17 protein-coding genes are annotated in these 17,785 nt (G+C 72.6%); 10 read left to right on the forward strand and 7 right to left on the reverse strand.

Going from position 1 to position 17,785, the window contains the following annotated elements:
* The first annotated feature begins 96 nt into the window (after window positions 1–96).
* From K4G22_RS12235 to K4G22_RS12250, 4 genes are all read left to right on the forward strand, one after another.
* Complete coding sequence (locus K4G22_RS12235; RefSeq protein ID WP_228080083.1) at window positions 97–582, forward strand: carboxymuconolactone decarboxylase family protein; 486 nt, start codon at window positions 97–99, stop codon at window positions 580–582.
* A gap of 169 nt (window positions 583–751) precedes the next feature.
* Window positions 752–3,433, forward strand: a complete 2,682-nt coding sequence (locus K4G22_RS12240) for a class III lanthionine synthetase LanKC N-terminal domain-containing protein (protein ID WP_228080085.1) — start codon at window positions 752–754, stop codon at window positions 3,431–3,433.
* Window positions 3,434–3,493: 60 nt separating this feature from the next.
* The gene (locus K4G22_RS12245) at window positions 3,494–3,985 is read left to right on the forward strand and encodes a DUF6232 family protein (RefSeq protein WP_228080086.1); all 492 of its coding nucleotides are present in this window, start codon (window positions 3,494–3,496) and stop codon (window positions 3,983–3,985) included.
* 305 nt (window positions 3,986–4,290) lie between these two features.
* Entirely contained in the window at window positions 4,291–4,488 is a 198-nt protein-coding gene (locus tag K4G22_RS12250; protein ID WP_228080088.1) for a hypothetical protein, read from the forward strand.
* A 43-nt stretch (window positions 4,489–4,531) separates the two neighbouring features.
* On the opposite strand, the gene K4G22_RS12255 is transcribed toward K4G22_RS12250, so the two are convergent.
* Window positions 4,532–5,428: a LysR family transcriptional regulator gene (locus K4G22_RS12255; RefSeq protein ID WP_228080090.1), complete on the reverse strand. Its 897-nt coding sequence runs from the start codon at window positions 5,426–5,428 to the stop codon at window positions 4,532–4,534.
* A gap of 116 nt (window positions 5,429–5,544) precedes the next feature.
* Here K4G22_RS12255 and K4G22_RS12260 point away from each other — a divergent pair, with 116 nt between their 5' ends.
* The gene (locus K4G22_RS12260) at window positions 5,545–6,609 is read left to right on the forward strand and encodes an NADP-dependent oxidoreductase (RefSeq protein ID WP_228080092.1); all 1,065 of its coding nucleotides are present in this window, start codon (window positions 5,545–5,547) and stop codon (window positions 6,607–6,609) included.
* Here K4G22_RS12260 and K4G22_RS12265 read toward each other — a convergent pair.
* Together K4G22_RS12265 and K4G22_RS12270 are read right to left on the reverse strand one after the other, a co-directional pair.
* Window positions 6,602–7,477: a glycosyltransferase family 2 protein gene (locus K4G22_RS12265; RefSeq protein ID WP_228080094.1), complete on the reverse strand. Its 876-nt coding sequence runs from the start codon at window positions 7,475–7,477 to the stop codon at window positions 6,602–6,604. The genes K4G22_RS12260 and K4G22_RS12265 overlap by 8 nt on opposite strands.
* Before the next feature lie 212 nt (window positions 7,478–7,689).
* The gene (locus tag K4G22_RS12270; protein ID WP_228080096.1) at window positions 7,690–8,469 is read right to left on the reverse strand and encodes a helix-turn-helix domain-containing protein; all 780 of its coding nucleotides are present in this window, start codon (window positions 8,467–8,469) and stop codon (window positions 7,690–7,692) included.
* A gap of 122 nt (window positions 8,470–8,591) precedes the next feature.
* On the opposite strand from K4G22_RS12270, the gene K4G22_RS12275 reads away from it, so the two are divergent.
* Window positions 8,592–8,942 (forward strand): nuclear transport factor 2 family protein, encoded by a 351-nt coding sequence (locus K4G22_RS12275; RefSeq protein ID WP_228080098.1) that lies wholly within the window; start codon window positions 8,592–8,594, stop codon window positions 8,940–8,942.
* On the forward strand, window positions 8,939–9,109 hold the full coding sequence (locus K4G22_RS12280) for a hypothetical protein (RefSeq protein WP_228080101.1): 171 nt from the start codon (window positions 8,939–8,941) through the stop codon (window positions 9,107–9,109). The genes K4G22_RS12275 and K4G22_RS12280 overlap by 4 nt, the downstream gene beginning before the upstream one ends.
* Here K4G22_RS12280 and K4G22_RS12285 read toward each other — a convergent pair.
* The 4 genes from K4G22_RS12285 to K4G22_RS12300 form a co-directional block, all read right to left on the reverse strand.
* Window positions 9,096–9,734 carry a maleylpyruvate isomerase N-terminal domain-containing protein gene (locus tag K4G22_RS12285; RefSeq protein ID WP_228080103.1) on the reverse strand — a complete coding sequence of 213 codons (639 nt, stop codon included), beginning with the start codon at window positions 9,732–9,734 and terminating at the stop codon, window positions 9,096–9,098. The two genes, K4G22_RS12280 and K4G22_RS12285, sit on opposite strands and share 14 nt — an antisense overlap.
* Before the next feature lie 302 nt (window positions 9,735–10,036).
* Window positions 10,037–11,416, reverse strand: a complete 1,380-nt coding sequence (locus K4G22_RS12290) for a UDP-glucose dehydrogenase family protein (protein WP_228080105.1) — start codon at window positions 11,414–11,416, stop codon at window positions 10,037–10,039.
* A gap of 100 nt (window positions 11,417–11,516) precedes the next feature.
* Entirely contained in the window at window positions 11,517–12,749 is a 1,233-nt protein-coding gene (locus K4G22_RS12295) for an SIR2 family protein (protein WP_228080107.1), read from the reverse strand.
* 165 nt (window positions 12,750–12,914) lie between these two features.
* Window positions 12,915–14,117 (reverse strand): helix-turn-helix domain-containing protein, encoded by a 1,203-nt coding sequence (locus K4G22_RS12300; RefSeq protein ID WP_228080109.1) that lies wholly within the window; start codon window positions 14,115–14,117, stop codon window positions 12,915–12,917.
* Between the two features lie 471 nt (window positions 14,118–14,588).
* On the opposite strand from K4G22_RS12300, the gene K4G22_RS12305 reads away from it, so the two are divergent.
* The 3 genes from K4G22_RS12305 (at window position 14,589) to K4G22_RS12315 (ending at window position 17,765) form a co-directional block, all read left to right on the forward strand.
* On the forward strand, window positions 14,589–15,344 hold the full coding sequence (locus K4G22_RS12305) for an N-acetyltransferase (RefSeq protein ID WP_228080111.1): 756 nt from the start codon (window positions 14,589–14,591) through the stop codon (window positions 15,342–15,344).
* Window positions 15,341–15,520, forward strand: a complete 180-nt coding sequence (locus tag K4G22_RS12310; RefSeq protein WP_228080113.1) for a hypothetical protein — start codon at window positions 15,341–15,343, stop codon at window positions 15,518–15,520. The genes K4G22_RS12305 and K4G22_RS12310 overlap by 4 nt, the downstream gene beginning before the upstream one ends.
* Before the next feature lie 118 nt (window positions 15,521–15,638).
* On the forward strand, window positions 15,639–17,765 hold the full coding sequence (locus K4G22_RS12315) for an outer membrane protein assembly factor BamB family protein (RefSeq protein WP_228080115.1): 2,127 nt from the start codon (window positions 15,639–15,641) through the stop codon (window positions 17,763–17,765).
* The last annotated feature ends 20 nt before the right edge of the window (window positions 17,766–17,785 follow it).

Consider the following 17,785-nt stretch of genomic DNA (forward strand, 5'->3'; position numbering starts at 1 on the left):
ATGGCCCATGTCACACCGCCGCGCTGTCACGGGGGCGGGGCCGCCGGCGCCTCCATGTCCGTCAGCAGTCGTCAGCCATAGGGATAGGGAGACCTCATGGAACCCCGGATGAACCTGTTCGCCAACCCGCTCGGTGCCGCCATCGGCAAGCGGATCTACGCCACCAACACGGCGATCAAGGAGTCGTCGCTGCCCGAACCCGTCCAGGAGCTGGTGCAGTTGCGGGCCAGCCAGATCAACGGCTGCGGTTTCTGCGTCGATATCCACACCAAGAACGCCGAGGCGGCGGACGAGACGTCGAACCGGCTCAACCTGGTCGCCGCCTGGCGGCACACGACGGTGTTCACGGCCGCCGAGCGGGCCGCGCTGGCGCTCACCGAGGAGGCGACCCGCATCGCGGACGCCGCCCCTGGGGTGTCGGACGCGACCTGGGACGCGGTGCGCGCGCACTACGACGACGACCAGGCCGTCGCCCTGGTGTCGCTGATCGCCATGATCAACGCGGCCAACCGGCTCAGCGTCATCCTGAACTACCAGGGCGGCTCCTACGAGCCGGGCAAGCTGGCCGCCATCGCCGGCTGAACACGCGGCGGGGGGCGGAGGGTAGCGGACGGGTGCCGGCCGGCGGCCGGGTTCCGGCGCCGCGCCACCGGTCCGGGTGAACCACGGTGCGGGCGGGGTTGGTTCGGTGCGCCCTCGGGTCTACTCCCAGGGACCGCCGAACCGGCCAGCGCCCAGGATGTGATCCCCGATGTCCCCCACCGCCCCGCCCTCCGCTCCCCCGGGGTCCGTCGCCGAGCTGGTGCGCCGGGCCGCGCGGGCGGCCGGGCGCCGGGTCCGGATCAGCCGTTGGCTCTATGTCACCCGCCCCGTGACGCCCGAGACGCCCGCGCTCCCCGAGCACGGCTGGAAGCTGCACGTCGCCGCCCGCCCCAGCACGCTGCGCGAGACGGTCGAGCGCGCCCTGCCGCTGCTGCTGCGCGCCGACTGCGACTTCAAGACCGTGCCGGACGAGGCGGGTCTCGCCGAGCTGAACTCCCCGTCGAACGACAGCCCCGGCGCCGTGGGGAAGGCGCTGACCGTCTACCCGCCGCAGGAGCCGGCCGCGCTGCGGGCGCTCGCCGACGCGCTCGCGGACGCGCTGACGGGGATGACGGGCCCGGTGATCCGCAGCGATCGCCGGGTGCGCGGCGACGCACCGGTCCACTACCGCTATGGCCCGTTCCGCGCCCGCTACCGTTTCGACGGCGACGGGCAGCCGGAGCTGGTCATGGTCGGGCCCGACGGGCGGTGGCAACGGGGAGCCGCGGGCCCTGAGTTCGACGCCCCGCCCTGGGCGAGCGACCCGTTCGCCGAGGAGGCCCGGCCCGCCGCCGTCAACGGGCCGCTGCTCGGCGGCCGTTACGCGGTGACGTCCGGCATCCGCCGCGCCGCGCGGGGCGACGTCTACCGCGCCGTGGACACGGAGACCGGCCGACTCGTCGTCGTCAAAGAGGCGTTGGCCTGGGTCGGTGAACGGCCCGAGGGGTATGACGTGCGGGGCCAGCTGCGGAACGAGCGGCGGGTGCTGCACGCCCTCGACGGGCTGCCGGACGTGCCCCGGTTCGTCGACCACTTCCGGCATGGCGAGGACGAGTTCCTCGTCGTCGAGGATCTCGGCGGCGAGACGCTGGGCGAAGTGGTGGCGGACGGGGGCCTGTTCGTCGATCCGGCGGACAGCGGGCCGCCGCTGGCGGCGCGCGCGGACGGGCGCACGCTCACCTGGCTCGCCGGCGCGCTGCTCGCGCTGCTGGACCGGGTGCACGCGGCCGGTGTGGTGGTCCGCGATCTGGCGCCGAAGAACGTGCTGGTCGGTGCGGACGGGCGGCCCCGGCTGGTCGACTTCGACATCGCGGCGCACGCCGGCGTGCAGTGCCCTGGCCACACTCCGGGGTACGCGCCGCCCGACCAGTGGCGGAACCCGCCGGCCAGCCCCGAGGACGACTACCACGCCCTGGGCGCGACCCTCTTCCACGCCGCGACCGGCCTCCAGCCGATCGTCCTGGCGGACGGCGAAGGCCCCGACGTGCGGGCGACGTTGGCGTGCCTGGGCGCCGTGCACCCGGCCCTGGCGGACGGTTCCGCGACCGGCGTCCTGGCCCTGGTGCCCCGGCTGTTGTCGGCCCGTCCCGACGAACGGGCGTCCGCCGCCGCCCAGTTGCGCACGGGTCCGCCACACGTCACCGGCCCGCCGCACGTCACCGGCCCGCCGCCCGGCGCGGGAGCGCCACCCGCGACCACCGCGACCGACGACGACGCGTCGACGGCCAGGCTCCGCGCCCGGCTCCGCGCCGGCCTCCGCCGTTTCGCCGACCTGCCGGTGGACCCCGAGGCGGCGCCGGCCGCCCCCGGCGTCTACCGGGGAACGGCCGGCGTGGCGTTGGCGCTGTGGCGGGAGGCGGACCGGGACGCCCGCCGGAGCGCGCTCGGCCTCGCCCGGCGCGTGGCCCGCCCGGGCCCGGCCGGCGCGCCCCCGCCCGGGCTCGCGGGTGGCGGCGTCGGCACCGCCGTCGTCCTCGCCACCATCGCCGGCGCGCCAGCGGCCGAAGGCGTGGCCGACGAACTCCTGGACGCCGTCGGCTGGTTGGCGCCGCCGGACCCGGGCGCGCTGCCGCCGGGCGCCGAGGTGGTCGCCGACCACACGCACGGCCTCGCCGGCATCGGCGCCGGCCATCTGCGGCTCGCCGAACTCACCGGCGACCCGCGCCATCTGGAGGTGGCGGACGCCTGCCTGCGCCGCCTGCTCACCGGCGACCACGGCCACGCGGAGCCACCGCCCGACGCCGACCGGCCGGGGAGCGGGGCCAGCGTCGTGCACGGCTTCGCCCACGGCACCGCGGGCCTGCTCGACTTCGCGCTCGCCGCCCGCGCGGCGCTCGGCCGGCGGCCCCGCCTCGACCTGGCCCTGGACGAGTGGTGGGAGCAACTCGCCGCGCGAACCGTGCGGTCGATCGCCGATACGCGCGGCCCGCTGGTCCGCCCGCTGGCGGGCTCCTGGTGCCAGGGGCTCGCCGGAATGGGCGGCGCGCTGTCGCGCGCCGGGCGCGCGTTGGACCGGCCGGAGTCAACCGAGCTGGCCCTGGCGGCCGGCGAGGCGGCGCTCGGCCTGGCCCCCCGGATGGCCTCGGTCGGCCGGTGCTGCGGCCTGGCCGGCCTCGGCACGTTCCTTCTCGACCTGGCCCAGGACACCGACCGCCCCGCCCGATGGCGGTCGGCGGCCCGGCACATCGCCGCTCTGCTCCATCCCCGGGCGACCCCGGGAGCCGACCCCAGCTGGGCCCACGGCGACGCCGGCCTCCTCACCTTCCTCCGCCGCCTCGGTCCGCCGCCCACGGAGCCCGGCCTTCCGGCTTCAGGCCGAATGATGGGGGCGCGCGAGGAGGAACCTTCCTAGGATGGACGCACAGCGTTCGGCGACACACGGGGGGTAGCTGTGGCACCGCGTCAGGTTCAGATGGAAGTCCGCATCGCGAACGGCATGTTCTGGATCGGCGGCGAGATGTTCCCGGTGCACACCATCGCATCGGTGGTGCAGCGGTTCGCGCCCTCCCGGAAGGGCACGGGCATGGCCGAGTTCCTCACCTATCTGCTGGGCGGCGTGCTCGTCAGCGCGGTCGCCGGGGGCGCCGCCGGCCCCTCGGGCGTGGTGCTGGGGGCGCCCCTCGTCGCGTTCGGCTTCTGGCGATACCACCAGACCAGCGCGGATCCGGACATGTTCTGCCTCCAGTTGACCACCTGGACCAACCGGAAGTACTTCGTGTGGAGCGCGGACCCGGGCTATATCGAGTGGCTGGTCCAGGAGATCGCGGCGGCCACGGCCCAGGGCCCCGGCGCCTCGCCGGTGTACCACATCGAGAACTGGGTGCAGGGCAACGTCATCAACCAGCGGGGCGACGGGAGCGACGGCCCGCCGGCGAACGGGGCTCAGGAGGGCCCCCGGGCCTGACCGCCACCTCGGCGTGGGACAGGCCGCCGCGCCCCACCGGGTCCGCCCGTCTCGCGGTGGTGGGCCAGCCGCTTGTGGACGTCGTCCACCCGCGCGGCCCATGTCCCGGGCCCTGGTGCGGTCGGAGCAGGTCGTCCACGGCGTATCGGGGCCGATGGCGCTCGGCCGTTGCCGCGCGGTGAGCCTTCCGTTCGCTCTCACAAGCGCCGCATCCCTCCTGCGGGTGGTCGGCGCCGGTGTCGGGCTCGGGCGGGCGCGCCGCGTGGTCTACTTCCGGTCCAGCAGCCTAGTGAACGGAAGTCCCCATGCTCGTGCCGAAGTTCCCCATGCCCCAGGTCGCCGAGGCGTTCGCCGGGTTCGCGCCGAGGGACGCGGGCCCAGCGAAGGGGCAGGGAGCGGCGGGGATCGCGTTCGCCGTGGACGACGCGCGGCACGCCGTCGCCCGCTGCGGTTCGACCTGTACCTCCAACCGCACCTTCTTCTGCGACGCCTTCACCCGCTGAAAGCCCGTCATCCGCTGAAATCCGGTCATGCGCTGAGGGACCGTCACCCGCTGAGCGGCCCCGTCGTGTCGCGCAGCGCGCGGATCAGGGCGCGGACGGCCTGGGACGCGGCGAGTTCGGGGGTCGTCACATGGCCGATGGCCCGGCTGGGGCGGCTCGGGCCGAGGTCGGTGACCTGGACGCCTTCGGGCAGGTCGCGCAGCGAGAGGGCCGGCATGATGGCCATCCCGTCGCCGTTCCTGACCAGCGTCAACACCCCGCCGTCGTCCTCCGTCTCGACGGTGGGCGCGGGCAGCCAGTCCTGCGTGTCCCACCAGTCCCTGGTGTAGGAGGAGCAGTTCTCCGCCCAGTCGACCAGCGGCAGCGCGCGCGGGTCGGGATGGCCGGCGGGCGAGACCATGGCGTAGGGCTCCCGCAGCAGGGTGCCGCCGACCATGCCGTCGGGAACGGGGGAACGGTCCCCGATGGTGGCGATGGCGATATCGGCGCGGCCGGCCGCGACCTCGCCGGGGGTGCCGGCGCCGATGTCGCGCACCACCCGCACCCGTGGCTCGATCTCGCCGTGGCGGGCGGCGAGCAGCCGGAGCGCGGGCGGCAGCAGATGCAGCGCGGCGCTGCGGAACGCGGCGATCCGCAGCGGGCCCGAGACGGCGCCCGTCTCGGCGCCGCGCGCCTCCCGCGCCAGCACATCGAGCAGGCGCAGCACCCGGCGCGCGTGGGCCACCGCGCGCTCCCCGGCCGGGGTGGGGCGCGCGCCCCCGCGCCCGCGCTCGAAGAGCACCACGCCGAGCTTCCGTTCGATGCCGCGCATCGCGTGCGAGACGGCGGACTGGGTGAGCCCCAACTCCCGGGCGGCGGCGGAGAATCCGCGCTCCCGCTCCACGGCGACCAGCACCCGCAGCTCGCCCGGACTCAGATCCCGGTCGGTCACCAGCGCCATGGCCCCCACCTCCGCCGCCCTCTCACCTCGCACTATGAGCGCGATTCATGACCACATCCGTTCCATGAGCCCAACGGTCTGACGTCGGTTCCTGTTCCCCGCCTACCGTCCCGGCCATGAACCAGCGCCCCGACACCAGCGCCGACACCCGCACCGACACCGGCACCCGCGCCGGCGCCACCGCCGTCACCGTTCAGCAGGTGGCCCGCCCCGACGGGTTCCCCACCGCCGACCTCTTCCGTTTCGTCGAGGGCCGGCTGCCGGCGCCGAGCCGGGGAACGGCGCTGGTGGAGAACGTCTACTGGTCGGTCGACCCCTACCACCGGGAGATGATGGACGGCGCCTTCGCGCTGAACGCGCCCCTGGAGGGGCGCACCATCGGGCGCGTGATCGAATCGCGCGCCCCTGAACTGCCCGAAGGCGCCCTTCTGCTGCACCGGCACGGCTGGCGCACCCACGCCGTGCTGCGCCCGGACGAGGCCCGTCTGCTGCCCAGCCATGAGGGCGTGCCGCTCTCCGCCCATCTGGGCATCCTCGGCGGCACCGGTCTCACCGCGTATGTCGCCCTCACCCGGATCGCCCAACTCCAGGCGGGCCAGGACGTGTTCGTCTCGGCCGCCGCCGGCGGCGTCGGCACCGCCACCGCCCGCATCGGCCGGCTGCTCGGCGCCGGCCGGCTGATCGGCAGCGCCGGCTCGCCGGCCAAGGTCGCCCACCTCACCGAACACGTCGGCTACGACATCGCGTTCGACTACCACGACGGCCCGGTCGTCGACGCGCTGCGCGCCGCGGCGCCGGACGGCGTCCACCGCACCGTGGACAACGTGGGCGGCGAGCATCTGGAGGCGGCCATCGCCGCCTCCCGCGACCATGCCAGGATCGCGTGGGTCGGCGCGATCGCCCAGTACCACGCGGCCGAACCGCCACCGGCGCCGCGCAACCTCTTCGACCTGGTCGGCCGGTCGATCCGCCTTGAGGGCTTCCTGGTCCGCGACTACCCGCATCTCCAGCAGGAGCTGTACGACTTCGCCGTCCCGCACATCCAGTCGGGACGACTCCCCCTGGACGCCACCCTCGTCACCGGCTTCGACCAGATCGTCAACGCCTTCCTCGGCATGCTGCGCGGCGAGAACCTCGGCAAGATGATCGTCGGCGCCGCACAGCCGACGGCGCTCAGATGACGGGCGGCCGGCCCAGGCGGGTCATGCGCCACACCGTCGACCACCGCATCGGCCGGCGCGGCGGGCAGGGGGTGCGCAGCCCTTCCACGAACCCGCCGAACCAGGCCCGCAGCCCCGTCAGCGACCGGGTGCGCGCCAGCGTCATCGCGGCCCAGTTGCCCAGATAGACGGGGACGAGGACGGCGGGCAGGCGCCGCTTGGCGAGCCAGACGCGGTTGCGGGCGACCATGCGATGGAAGACGGCGTGCCGGGTGGGCGACGTCCACGGATGCTGGAGCACCAACTCCGGTTCGTAGCGCACCCGCCAGCCGGCGTCCAACGCCCGCCACGCCAGGTCGGTCTCCTCGTGCGCGTAGAAGAAGGCGTCCGGCCAGCCGCCGGTCTGGTCCAGCATCCGCATGGACAGGCCGTGCCCGCCACCGAGGAACGTGGTCACTGGCCCCCCGCGCATCGCGTCGCCCGCCCGCAGCCGGGGAACGTGCCGGCGTTGGGTGCGGCCCCGCTCGTCGGCGATGCGGAAGCTGACGATGCCCAGTTGATCGTCTGCCGCGTACAGTTCGGTGAGCCCGGTGAAGACATCGGGGCTGATCAGCAGGCCGTCGTCGTCGAGGTCCACCACCACGTCGACGTCCCCGAACTCCCGCAGCCGGGCGAGCGCGACGTTCCGCCCGCCGGAGATGCCCACGTTCTCCGGCAGCTCGACGCCGGTCACCCCGTCGGGCAGCGGCGGCAGCGGCGCGCCGTTGCCGACGACGACCACCCGCGTGGCGGGCGTCTCCTGCGAGGCGACGGAGGCGAGAAGATCGGCCAACTCGACGGGCCGGGTGCCCATGGTCAGGATGGCGACGCCAAGGCGGGGATGACGCACGGGTGAACACTCCGTCACTCGGGGCTGAACACGGGCAGGTGCCCGCGACCCTAGGCCCTGTCCCGCCGATCTTGCCGACCGACCCCACCGGCCGGGCCCCGGGCCAGGCCCCTGGAGACCCGGACGCGGACCCGCACGCGGACCCGCACGCGCGCCGATTCCGTGAGCCGATTCCGTGAGCCCGGCCTGCGGCGGGACCCTTCTGGCATGGTCTACCGCTGATCGAACCGGCGTCGGGTCTCGTGGTCGGCCGGCAGGAATGTCTCCAGGTGTAGCCCTTCCAAGGCGACATCGGAGGCGGTGCTGAGGGTGGCGGAGGTGCTGAAGAATCGGAGCGGGTTGCCGTCGACGTCGATTTCGAGAGTGATCACCGGCCCCGTGAGGGGAGTGGAGACATCGGGTTCGCCGAGGTATCCGGCGATTTCCGTGGCAAGCTCGTGGTGGCGCTGATCATGGGTGCGCTCGGCACGGTGACTCACCTGCTGCGACAGATGGCTGCCCCACTCCGCGAGATTGCCGATCCGGCGGGCCAGCCCGTCCGGATGGAGGCAGACCCGGACCACGTTGACCGGCGGCTCCAGCAACTCCGGCGCGCAACCGGTCAGCAGCTGGTCGACGGCGGCGTTGGCGTCGACGATATCCCAGTGATCGTCCAACAGCAGCGCGGGATACGGCAGATGGGCGTCGAGGAGCCGGCGCAGACCGTCCATCACCACCGCGATCGACGCGTCGTCCCATCGGCGATCCTGATAGCGCGGTGCGTAGCCGGCGGCCAACAGGAGTCGGTTGCGATCCCGCAGCGGCACATCCAGGTTGTCGGAGAGATGTATGAGCATCTCCGGCGTCGGGTGCGCCTTGCCGGTCTCCACCCGGCTGAGGTGCCGGGTGGAGACCCGCGATCTGTTGGACAGCTCCTGCTGGCTGAACCGGCGTCGTTCACGCCAGGTCCGCAACAGCGCACCGACCGGCAGGGCTTCGACTGCGACGCTCATGCCCATGAGCCTAAGGGTCCGTATCCGGGTGGCCATGACCTGTGAGGTCATGGATCAGCCGACCGGTCCCGGGCCAGGATGCCGGACATCAGCCGATCGAGATGAACGGGAGAGAATTGATCATGAAAGCTGTCGTTCAGCAGTACCTGGCCACCTGGAACGCGACCGGCGACGAGCGGGCGACGTTGCTCTCCGAGCACTGGTCGCCCAAGGCGACCTACACCGATCCGCTGGCCGAGGTCTCTGGCCACGAGGGGATCACGGCGGTCGTCGACGGCGTCCAGGCGCAGTTCCCCGGGTTCGTGTTCACCCAGGTCGGTGAGGTCGACGCCCACCATCGCCAGGTGCGTTTCCGCTGGGGCCTGGGCCCGGAGGGAGCCGAGCCGCTGGTGATCGGATTCGACGTCCTGGTGCTGGACGAGTCGGGCCGGATCCAGGACGTACACGGCTTCCTGGACAAGGTGCCGGCGTGACGGCACCGCGCGCGTACGTGCTGGCCTACCTGAAGGATCAGGCGATCCTGCCGCTCCGCACCGAGCACTCGACCTCGATGGTCGCACTGGTCGAGGGGTTACCCGACGGCCATCGCGCCACCGGCCCCCGGACCAGGCCCCTGGAACAGGCCGTCAGAAGGCGTTGATCGCCGACGGTGCTCGCTCCGCGCGGGTCAGGGCGCGCAGGAGGGCGGGCTGGCCGTGGCGGCGGGCGGCGAGGCCGGCGAGCAGGGCGGCCACCGGGTCGAACGCGGCGGGCGGCAGAGCGGGCGTCTCCACGCCCACGCTGACCGCCAAGTCGTCCATATGCACGGCCAGTTCCACCATCCGGGTCAGCAAGAAGTCGTCGAGGTTCAACGTCCAGTCGCCCCAGGGCAGTTCGACGGGCTCCTCGCCGCGCGGCGACGCCAGCGCGACGCGCTGCTCGGCGAGCGCCGACCGCAGGCGCGCCACCAGCTCCGCCGCGCCCTCGGCGGCCACCCGCTCCCCGTTGGCCCTGATGCCCGCGTTCACCTCGCTGTCGACGGGCGCGTCGACCCAAGCGGCGCGGGCGTAGTGCTCCAGCACGGGCACCGGCCGGTGCCCGGCCCCGGCGGTGGACCGGACGGCCCGGTCCACGCTGAACACCTGGTGGGCCAGATGCCCGGCCAGGCCGTGCACGGTCATCTCCGCCAGCACGCTGGGACCTTCCCACGCGGCGGCCACCTCAGGCGCCGCCAACAGGGCTGTGGCCGCTTCGGCGGCGTCGAGATACGGGTGGCACAGACTCATCGGACCTCCGTGATCGATTCGCGCGACTCAGGGCATGTCGTGCCCCGGCTTCGGTCGGGCTGGATTGTCAGTGCCGCGTAGTACCAATGAGGCAGGCAGAAAGGAGCCTTCGTCTTGGCAGCTTGTTCTTGTTCAGGGACCAGTTCGGCACGAGCACGACTCCGCACCACCCACCGCATACCTCCGGCCCACCCCCTGACCGATCAGCGCGTCAACACCCCACCGCCCCCCACGGTCGCCGGCGACGACCACTTCGTCTCCAAGCGCCGCCAGCTCACCATGTCCTGCTGACCCCACCCTGATCAACACCCCCCGGCGGAGGCCCACCCCAACTCCCGGGCCCCCGCCGGGGTCTCCACAGCCGGCTGTGGGCGTCCGAGTTGGTGCACGGTCCAGCCGGCCGTGCGCCAGCGCCGCGCGTCCAGAACGTTGCGCAGGTCGACGACCACCGGGTTCGCCACCTCGCCGCGCAGCGCCGCCGGGTCCGCGTCTCCGAAGTGGGGCCACTCCGTGCCGACCACCAACACGTCGGCCCCCGCACAGGAAGCGACCAGGTCGTCGACATAGTCCAACTCGGGGTGACGAACGAGCGCCGCCGCGTTGGCATGCGGATCGTGCACGGTGAGCCGCGCCCCATTCCGGTGGAGCAGGGCGGCCAGGGCCAGCGAGGGAGACTCCCTGACGTCGTTAGTTCCCGCCTTGAAGGCGGCGCCCCAGAGGGTGACGGCCGCGCCCGCCAACGGTCGCCCGCCGAGGGCGTCCTCAATCATGCGCCGCGCGGTGCCGGGCCGGTTCTCGTTGATCCGTTCGGCCGCGCGCAGCAGCGTGGCCGCGTCGTCGGCGCCGAGCGACGCGGCGGAGGCGGTGAAGGCACGCACATCCTTGGGCAGGCAGCCGCCGCCGTACCCGAGCCCAGGCCGCATCCCACCGGCCCCGATGCGCGGATCCATGCCCAACGCCTCGACCAGCGTGGCGACATCCGCCCCGGCGGCGGCGCACATGTCGGCGACGGCGTTGATATAGGACACCTTCAGCCCGAGGAAGGTGTTGGCCGCGCCCTTGATCAGCTCGGCTGTCTCGGGAGTGGTGACGATCAGCGGCACACCGTCGTCGATGATCGGCGCGAACACCTCCCGCACGGTCCGCTCCGCCCGCTCTCCGCTGAGGCCGACGACCAGCCGGTCAGGGCGCAACGTGTCGTGGACGGCATGCCCCTCCCGCAGGAACTCCGGGTTCCACACCACCTCGACACCGTCCCCTGCCGGCGCCAACCGCCTGACCAGCCGGGTCAGTTCGGCGGTGGTGCCCACGGTGACCGTGGACTTGCCGACGATCGTGCAGGGCCGCGTCAGCCCCGGCGCCAACGCCCGGACCGCCCCGAAGACCTGACCGGGGTCATAGGAGCGGCCATCGCTGTCGATCGGGGTGCCGACGGCCAGAAAGTGGACATCGGCGAACGCTGCGGCCTCGGCGATGCTGGTGGTGAAGCGTAGCTGCCCCGTGCCGGTGTGCTTGAGCAGCAGCTCCGGCAACTGCTCCTCGTAGATGGGCGCCCGCCCCCGGTTGAGCTGGTCGACCTTCGCCTGATCGAGGTCGACCCCCAACACCTCATGCCCGAGATGCGCCATCCCGGCGGCGTGCGGAATACCGAGATGGCCACACCCGATGACGGAGACCCGCATCCTGCTCCTCTTTCAGTCGTCATGAGCGCCCACACCCCTGGGGGCGCACCACGACGCTACCGCTCCGGCGGAGTCAGGGCGTCCGCTTACTGATGGCTGCTCAGGCCCTGATACCGAGAAGCTCACAGAACTGGGCCAGCGCCCGGGTGGCGCCCTGACGGACGACGATGTCGCCTTCGCGGGCCCCCTCGATCAGGTACTCCTTGAAGACACCGTTCTCGTCCACGCCCTCCGGGTCCACGAAGAAGATCTTCTTTCCCATCGCACGGGCCCGCTGTTGGACAGCCCGGCGGTCCGCGTGCAGGCCGATGACGAGCAGCGCCTTTGACTCCGACAGGAGTGGCACCGGTGGGATCCTCTGGTCGTAGCGGCGCACGAAGCACTCCTGGAGGCCGGACCGCGCGGGCAGGGCGTCGAAATTGTGCGTGATCACCGGGCCGACGAACGCGCCGGTGTCCTGCAAGGCCCTTAACGCCCGGTGTGCTCCGGTCGGCTTGGCCAAGAAACAGGCGCGGAACATCGCCACCAGGTCGGGAGCCTTGACGTCGGCGCTGATCAGCATCTCGCGCACCAAGGAATCCTCCTGGGGACTCAGGGTGAACGCGTGTGACTGACCCACCGTGTTGTCCTTACGGGCGGTGACCCGGTACACCTCGTGCAGGTGGTGCAGGGGCGGAACACCTGCCTCAATGCTGGTGCCGCACCCGATTTCGACCTGGAACGGCAGGTGGTCGCGCAGCTCGGACAGGTCTGGGGCGATCGTCGGGTCGCCGCGCCGTTCCCTGATGCGCATGCCGCCCGCGAGCACGTCCCAGGGGAGGTTGCGCACGGCGCGAGGGATCTCGAACTCGTCGGTGAGGAACCGGACATCCAGGGACCGGAAGCCTTCGGGGGTAGGTCGGCCGGCCCGCTCGTCCTGGGGGTGTTCGCCGTACTCGGCGACGAGAAACCGCAGGTCGCCCTTGGCCCAGCAGCTGCCCAGCCGGCGCCACCGCCCGTCGGCGAGCCAGCCCGCCAACCGCCTGCGGTAGGCAACGATCTCCGTCGCCGGAGCGGTGAACGACACCGTCAGATAGAGGTTGTCGAGGGTGAGGCGCGGCACCGGGAAGACACGGTTGATACCGAACTCGTAGCGGTAGTGGACGACACGACGCCGTCCCCGGCTGTTCGGGCTCCAGCCGGACTGCTCAGCGTTGGCCGGTTCCTGGGTGCGCCGCCAGACGCCTTCCTCGATGGTGCGGCGGCGCTCGTGTCCATCTCCGCTGAAGTGTTCGTTCCAGGCGCTGACCTGGTCCTCGGTCATCTGCTCGATCACGGGGTAGGGGAAGAACATCGGGTACCTCCGGGAGCGCCGAATCCACTTCTCGGCCGGGGGGCCGCGGGCCGACGACATACCCCTCAGGGTGATCTCATCGTCGCCGAGAGTGAATCGGCGGTCCGTAGCACTTCCCGAAGTCGCCACCGGCGCGAGTGGTACGCCCCGTATCAGCGGCTGCTGTCAGCTGATGATCACCGATGTCCCGAGCAGCGCGGCCAGCTTGCGCAACTTGCCGGTTGTCGCGCTGCCAGCGCTGGCCTTCTGCGCGATGACCCCCGGCAGGGCCTGGTGCCTGGCCCACTGCGGTGCCGACGAACACACCTCCAGCAGCGTGTCGAGCGCCGCGTCCGACTGCCGCGTGTCCGACTGGGCCAGCGCCACGTCCAGCATCATGCGCTGCCGCGCGGAGTCCGTCAGTGGCGAGGTGTCTCCCCTCTCGGCGAACAACTCCAGCGCCCTGCCCGGCCGGCCGGTGGACACGCTGATGCCGACCGCCTGTGCCGCGACCACGGCCGGTCCGAACGCCGTTCCGTTCACTTCCACGTCACGGCCCATGCGGGCGGCCACCGCCCGTCCCTGCGACAGCAGGTCGTCCGCCTCCTCCACACGACCTCTTCGTGCCGCCACCACGGCTGCCAGCGTCACATGCCACCCATAAGTGGCCAGCAGTCCCAAGTCCCGGTTCCCGAAGCGCGGTTCGATCGCCTCGTATGACCGCCGAGCCGTCAGCGCCGCCTGTTCCAAGCGGGCGTCGCGCAGGTAGATCCACGACCGCCCCGACGCGGTACACGCCCCTCGCACCTCATCGCCCGCCCGCTCGGCCTCATCCTGCGCGTGCCCGATCGCGGCGTAGGCCAGATCACGCGCTCCGAACTGGTTGGCCACGTACGCGGCCAGCCGGTAGGCATCCGCGAGTGTGCCACGCGCCTCGCACACCTTGCCCGCATCGGCCGAGCGCAGCGCCGCCGCCGCCTCCCGCAGCGCCGGTGCGGCCCGAACTCCAGCGCCCACGTAGTCCCCAGACCGGTAGACCTGCCACGCCGCCCCGAGCCCGGCCGCAAGCGCCGCCGCCCCAGAAGGCTCGACGTCGGCACCGATCCCGGCCGAGGCGTCATGCACCGTCTGCGACAGCGCCCTCAGCATGGCCCGGTCTGTCCCCCGCATCGCGCGCCGGGGGGCCTGTTGTCCCAGGACCACCGACACGTCCGCGTGCAGAGCTGCCGAGATAAGCAACAGACTCTGGAGGCTGACCCCCCGATCGCCCTCGGCCTTGCGGATCGTGTGCACCGACAGCCCGGTTGCCTCGGCGAGCCGTTCCTGGGTCTCGGGCCCTCGTAGCAACTTGATTCGTTCGCCTGTGCTGTAGTCACCCCACTGCGTCATGGCGCCGCCTCCGCCCTTTCGTCCTGCCTGGAAACTACCCAACGGCGCCAGTGGTTGGCACGGGAACCGTGATGTTCAGCAACGATCCCGGATATTCAGGTCACGGATCCCCAACCGGCCGTCCCCCGGCAGCGGCGGTTCGTGGAGAAAGAAAGGCTGCGGGCGGAGGGTTGGCGTCGATATCCTCGCTGGCGTCTCACGAGGACCGCGTCGTCCGCACGTCGTCGCCACATCCGCCGGTACCACCGGGCTCTGGCGGGAGGGGCGGCGTGCGCGCCCAACAGCTCATCTCCAGCGGACAGTTGACAGCCCATGCTCCTCGCACGCCTGCTTCTCTTCCTCGGCTGCGGCACCATCATCGGTGCCCTCCTCTTCAGCGCGGCGGCCTGTACCGTGCTGCGGTAGGCGGCCGAAGCCGTGGCGGGGCGAAAATCGGGTGCCCGAGCATGCCCGGTTGCCTACGGTCCGAGGATGGATCTGCGCATCGCCACGCTCGCCGAGCGGCCCACCCTCAAGTCCTCCTTCAGGAACGCGGAGACCGAGCCCTGGCCCGCGTTCATGGAGGAGGACCCCATGGCCATGCTCTACTACAGCGACGTCAGGACCGCCCACCCCGAGTACGGGCTGATCGCCTATGACGCCAACGATCCGGACCAGGCGGTCGCCCGCGCGTTCTGCGTGCCGTTCGCCTGGGACGGCGACCCGGCGCTCGGCGAGCTGCCCGCCGACGGCTGGGACGGCGTGATCTGGCGCTCCGCGCGCGATCGCCAGATCGGCCGGCGGCCGAACATGGTCTCGGCGTTGGAGATCTCCATTCCCACGGATCTCCAGGGCACCGGGCTCTCCGGCAGGATGCTGGCCGCGATGCGGGAGAACGCGGCCCGCCTGGGGTTCGAGCATCTGGTCGCGCCGGTGCGGCCGAACCACAAGCACCTCGTGCCCGACATGCCGATCGACGCGTACGCGGCGCTGGTCCGCGACGACGGCCTACCGCAGGACCCATGGCTGCGGGTCCACGCCAGGGCCGGCGGCCGGATCGTCGGCACCTGCAAACGCGCGATGGTCATCCCCGGCACGCTGGCGGAGTGGCGCGCCTGGACGGGCCTGCCGTTCGACGAGACGGGCCAGGTCGTGGTCCCGGGCGCGCTGGTGCCGGTGCGGTGCGATGTCGAACACGACGTCGCGGTCTATGTCGAACCGGGCGTGTGGGTGCACCACCGGCTGTGAGGGGTCAGGTCGGCCCGGGGCCGAACTGGTCGCCCACGACGCGGAGCAGCGCCCCGCACCGGGCCATCGCCCACAGCGGCTATGCCGAGATCGACGCGGGACATGTCGCGTTCTTCGAGAAGGAGGACGAACCCGTAACGCTGGTCGAGGAGTTCACCCGCGCCACGACGCCCTGACGTCGCCTGCCGCTCCGTCGTCGCCCACCCCGGAGCGCCCCCGGTCGTGGCCTGCCCCCCGGGCCCGCTACGGTTGTTGGCGATTGCGAACACCGGCGAGGGTTGAGGGAGGGGCGCGGTGCCGTCGACACCCGAGGAAGCCGCCGAGCCGGCCGGGCGCTGGTGGCCGGGCCCCGCGCTGTTCGGCGCCGCGCTGGCCGCGCTGCTGCTGTCCGCGCTGACCCCCTGGTCGGACGCCCTGTTCGACGACGAGTTGGGCACCTCCCCCTGGTGGGTGGCGACGCCGGCGCTGCTCGCCGCGCTGGTGCTGCTCGGCGACCGACGCGGCCTCCCGCTGGCCGGCGCGCTGGCGGCGCTCGCCGCCGCGCTCGGCGCGATCGGCTTCCAACGCGGCACGGTGGAGAGGGAGGCCACGCAGCTGTTCGCGTTCCAGCCCGAACCCGGCCGCCCCGTCGTCCCGTTGCTCGCCGCCCTCGCCTGCCTCACGGCGGCGGCGCTCTGCGCGCTGCTGCACCGGAGGCGCGCCCCCTGGCTGCCCCCCACCGGCGATTCCGGGCGCAAAGCGCGGCTGCTCATCGCGACCACGCTCGCCGGCGCCCTGCTCGCCGGCGCCGCGACCGTCGGCTCCGGCCTCACCGCCCAGGCGATCCAACGCGCCGAAGGAGAGGAGCCGCGCGTCGACGCGATCTCCCGGACGGTGCCGGCCGAGGAACGCGACCAGGGCGTCGAACTCTCCCTGGACCAGTACCTGGAGTGGACGCCCTACGCCAAGCCGACCGAGGTCCGGTGGCAGGAGACCCTGCCCGGCGCCGCCGCGCTGACCGAGTGCGCCGTCGCCGCCCCGCCCGTCGAGTTCGGACAGCCGGCGGACGCGGGCCGGGTGGCCCGCGAACACCAACGCGATCCGGTGGTGCTGCACGGCACCCTGGTCTCCGTCGAGGCCGGCGACGGCGAGGACTCCGTGATCGGCTACGACACGGCCGACGGCTCCGAACGCTGGCGCTACACCGTCCCCCACGGCGGCACCGGGGAGTTCCAGGGCCCGCCCGACCACCCTGGCCGCCTCGGACAGGTGGGGGTCTCCCCCGACTGCCGGGTGTTGGTGGTCGCCAAGTCCCGCACCCTGGTCACCCTCGACGCCAACTCGGGCGAGCCGCTGCGGGAGACGGCCCTGCCCGATCCCGCCCACCGCTTCGACAACCCGGCCAGAACCTGGACGTTCCTCACCGGCACCAGCCCCTCCCCCCACGAGGACACCTGGCGCCCCGTGGTCGCGCTGGCCGGCACCCCGGAGATCTTCCTGGAGGCCCCCGACCACCTGATCGAGGTGCGGCAGAGCAACGGTGACCTGCTGTCGGTGGAACGGGTCCAGACCGAGTGCCTGCGGCTGGCCATGCCCGCCAAACGCCCCAACCCCCTGCACGAGGAGCAGCCCCAGTACCTGCTCACCCAGGGCTGCGCCCTCGCGAACTACACCTCCGTCCCGTCCCTGCCCGAGAACCACGACTTCCGCGGCGGCCTCGAAGCGCACGAGGGCCCGCTGTACCGCGAGGCGCCGCTGGCCGTCGGCAGGATCCATGCCCTGGGCTGCCCGAACACCCCCCACATCACCGACTTCGACGTCCACGACGACGACCAGCTCCGAAACCACAACACCAGCGACGACCGGATCCTGTTCGCCGGCACCTGGTGCGACGACTTCGCCGGCCCGCTGCTCCTCGAACAGCGCGACATCCGCACCGTCCACCTGGCCGAACTGCCCCCCGACACCGAGCTCCCGCTGCGCCCGACGAGGACCGACGCCACGCCCTACAGCCATGTCTGGCTCGACGGCGGCACGCTCTACGGCTGGTTGGCGGAGCCCACGGAGGACGAGGAGCCCGAACCCGTCCTGACCGACGGCCGGACGTCCTACGTCGAGCGCGAGTACCGGGAGATCCACACCGGGGCCAGGCCCCTGGAGGCCGCGTTCGCCGGCGGCCAGCCGGACACCGAGGTCATGCGGAGCGTGATCGTCTACGCGGTGACCGACGAGGGCGACGTCCTGGCCCTCGACCAGGAGAACCGCGACGCCGCCCTCCGCGTCTACGCCGAACTGCCCGAGGCGGCCGGCACCTGCGCCGGCGACCGCCAGATCACCGTCGACCGCGCCGGCCTCAAACTGCTCACCTGGTGCGAGACCCCGAGCGGCACCGACGTCACGGCCATCGCCCTCGAACGCCGCTCCTCCACCCCCTACCTCTGATACCTCTGATACCTCTGACC

It is taken from the genome of Streptomyces profundus (assembly GCF_020740535.1).
GTDB classification, from domain to species: Bacteria; Actinomycetota; Actinomycetes; order Streptomycetales; family Streptomycetaceae; genus Streptomyces; species Streptomyces profundus.

What these genes read in the sequence shown, in the direction of transcription:
- K4G22_RS12235 (WP_228080083.1), top strand. Translation starts at nt 97, where the DNA reads ATGGAACCCCGGATGAACCTGTTCGCCAACCCGCTCGGTGCCGCCATC.
- K4G22_RS12240 (WP_228080085.1), top strand. Translation starts at nt 752, where the DNA reads ATGTCCCCCACCGCCCCGCCCTCCGCTCCCCCGGGGTCCGTCGCCGAG.
- K4G22_RS12245 (WP_228080086.1), top strand. Translation starts at nt 3,494, where the DNA reads ATGGAAGTCCGCATCGCGAACGGCATGTTCTGGATCGGCGGCGAGATG.
- K4G22_RS12250 (WP_228080088.1), top strand. Translation starts at nt 4,291, where the DNA reads ATGCTCGTGCCGAAGTTCCCCATGCCCCAGGTCGCCGAGGCGTTCGCC.
- K4G22_RS12255 (WP_228080090.1), bottom strand. Translation starts at nt 5,428, where the DNA reads ATGGCGCTGGTGACCGACCGGGATCTGAGTCCGGGCGAGCTGCGGGTG.
- K4G22_RS12260 (WP_228080092.1), top strand. Translation starts at nt 5,545, where the DNA reads ATGAACCAGCGCCCCGACACCAGCGCCGACACCCGCACCGACACCGGC.
- K4G22_RS12270 (WP_228080096.1), bottom strand. Translation starts at nt 8,469, where the DNA reads ATGAGCGTCGCAGTCGAAGCCCTGCCGGTCGGTGCGCTGTTGCGGACC.
- K4G22_RS12275 (WP_228080098.1), top strand. Translation starts at nt 8,592, where the DNA reads ATGAAAGCTGTCGTTCAGCAGTACCTGGCCACCTGGAACGCGACCGGC.
- K4G22_RS12285 (WP_228080103.1), bottom strand. Translation starts at nt 9,734, where the DNA reads ATGAGTCTGTGCCACCCGTATCTCGACGCCGCCGAAGCGGCCACAGCC.
- K4G22_RS12290 (WP_228080105.1), bottom strand. Translation starts at nt 11,416, where the DNA reads ATGCGGGTCTCCGTCATCGGGTGTGGCCATCTCGGTATTCCGCACGCC.
- K4G22_RS12295 (WP_228080107.1), bottom strand. Translation starts at nt 12,749, where the DNA reads ATGTTCTTCCCCTACCCCGTGATCGAGCAGATGACCGAGGACCAGGTC.
- K4G22_RS12300 (WP_228080109.1), bottom strand. Translation starts at nt 14,117, where the DNA reads ATGACGCAGTGGGGTGACTACAGCACAGGCGAACGAATCAAGTTGCTA.
- K4G22_RS12305 (WP_228080111.1), top strand. Translation starts at nt 14,589, where the DNA reads ATGGATCTGCGCATCGCCACGCTCGCCGAGCGGCCCACCCTCAAGTCC.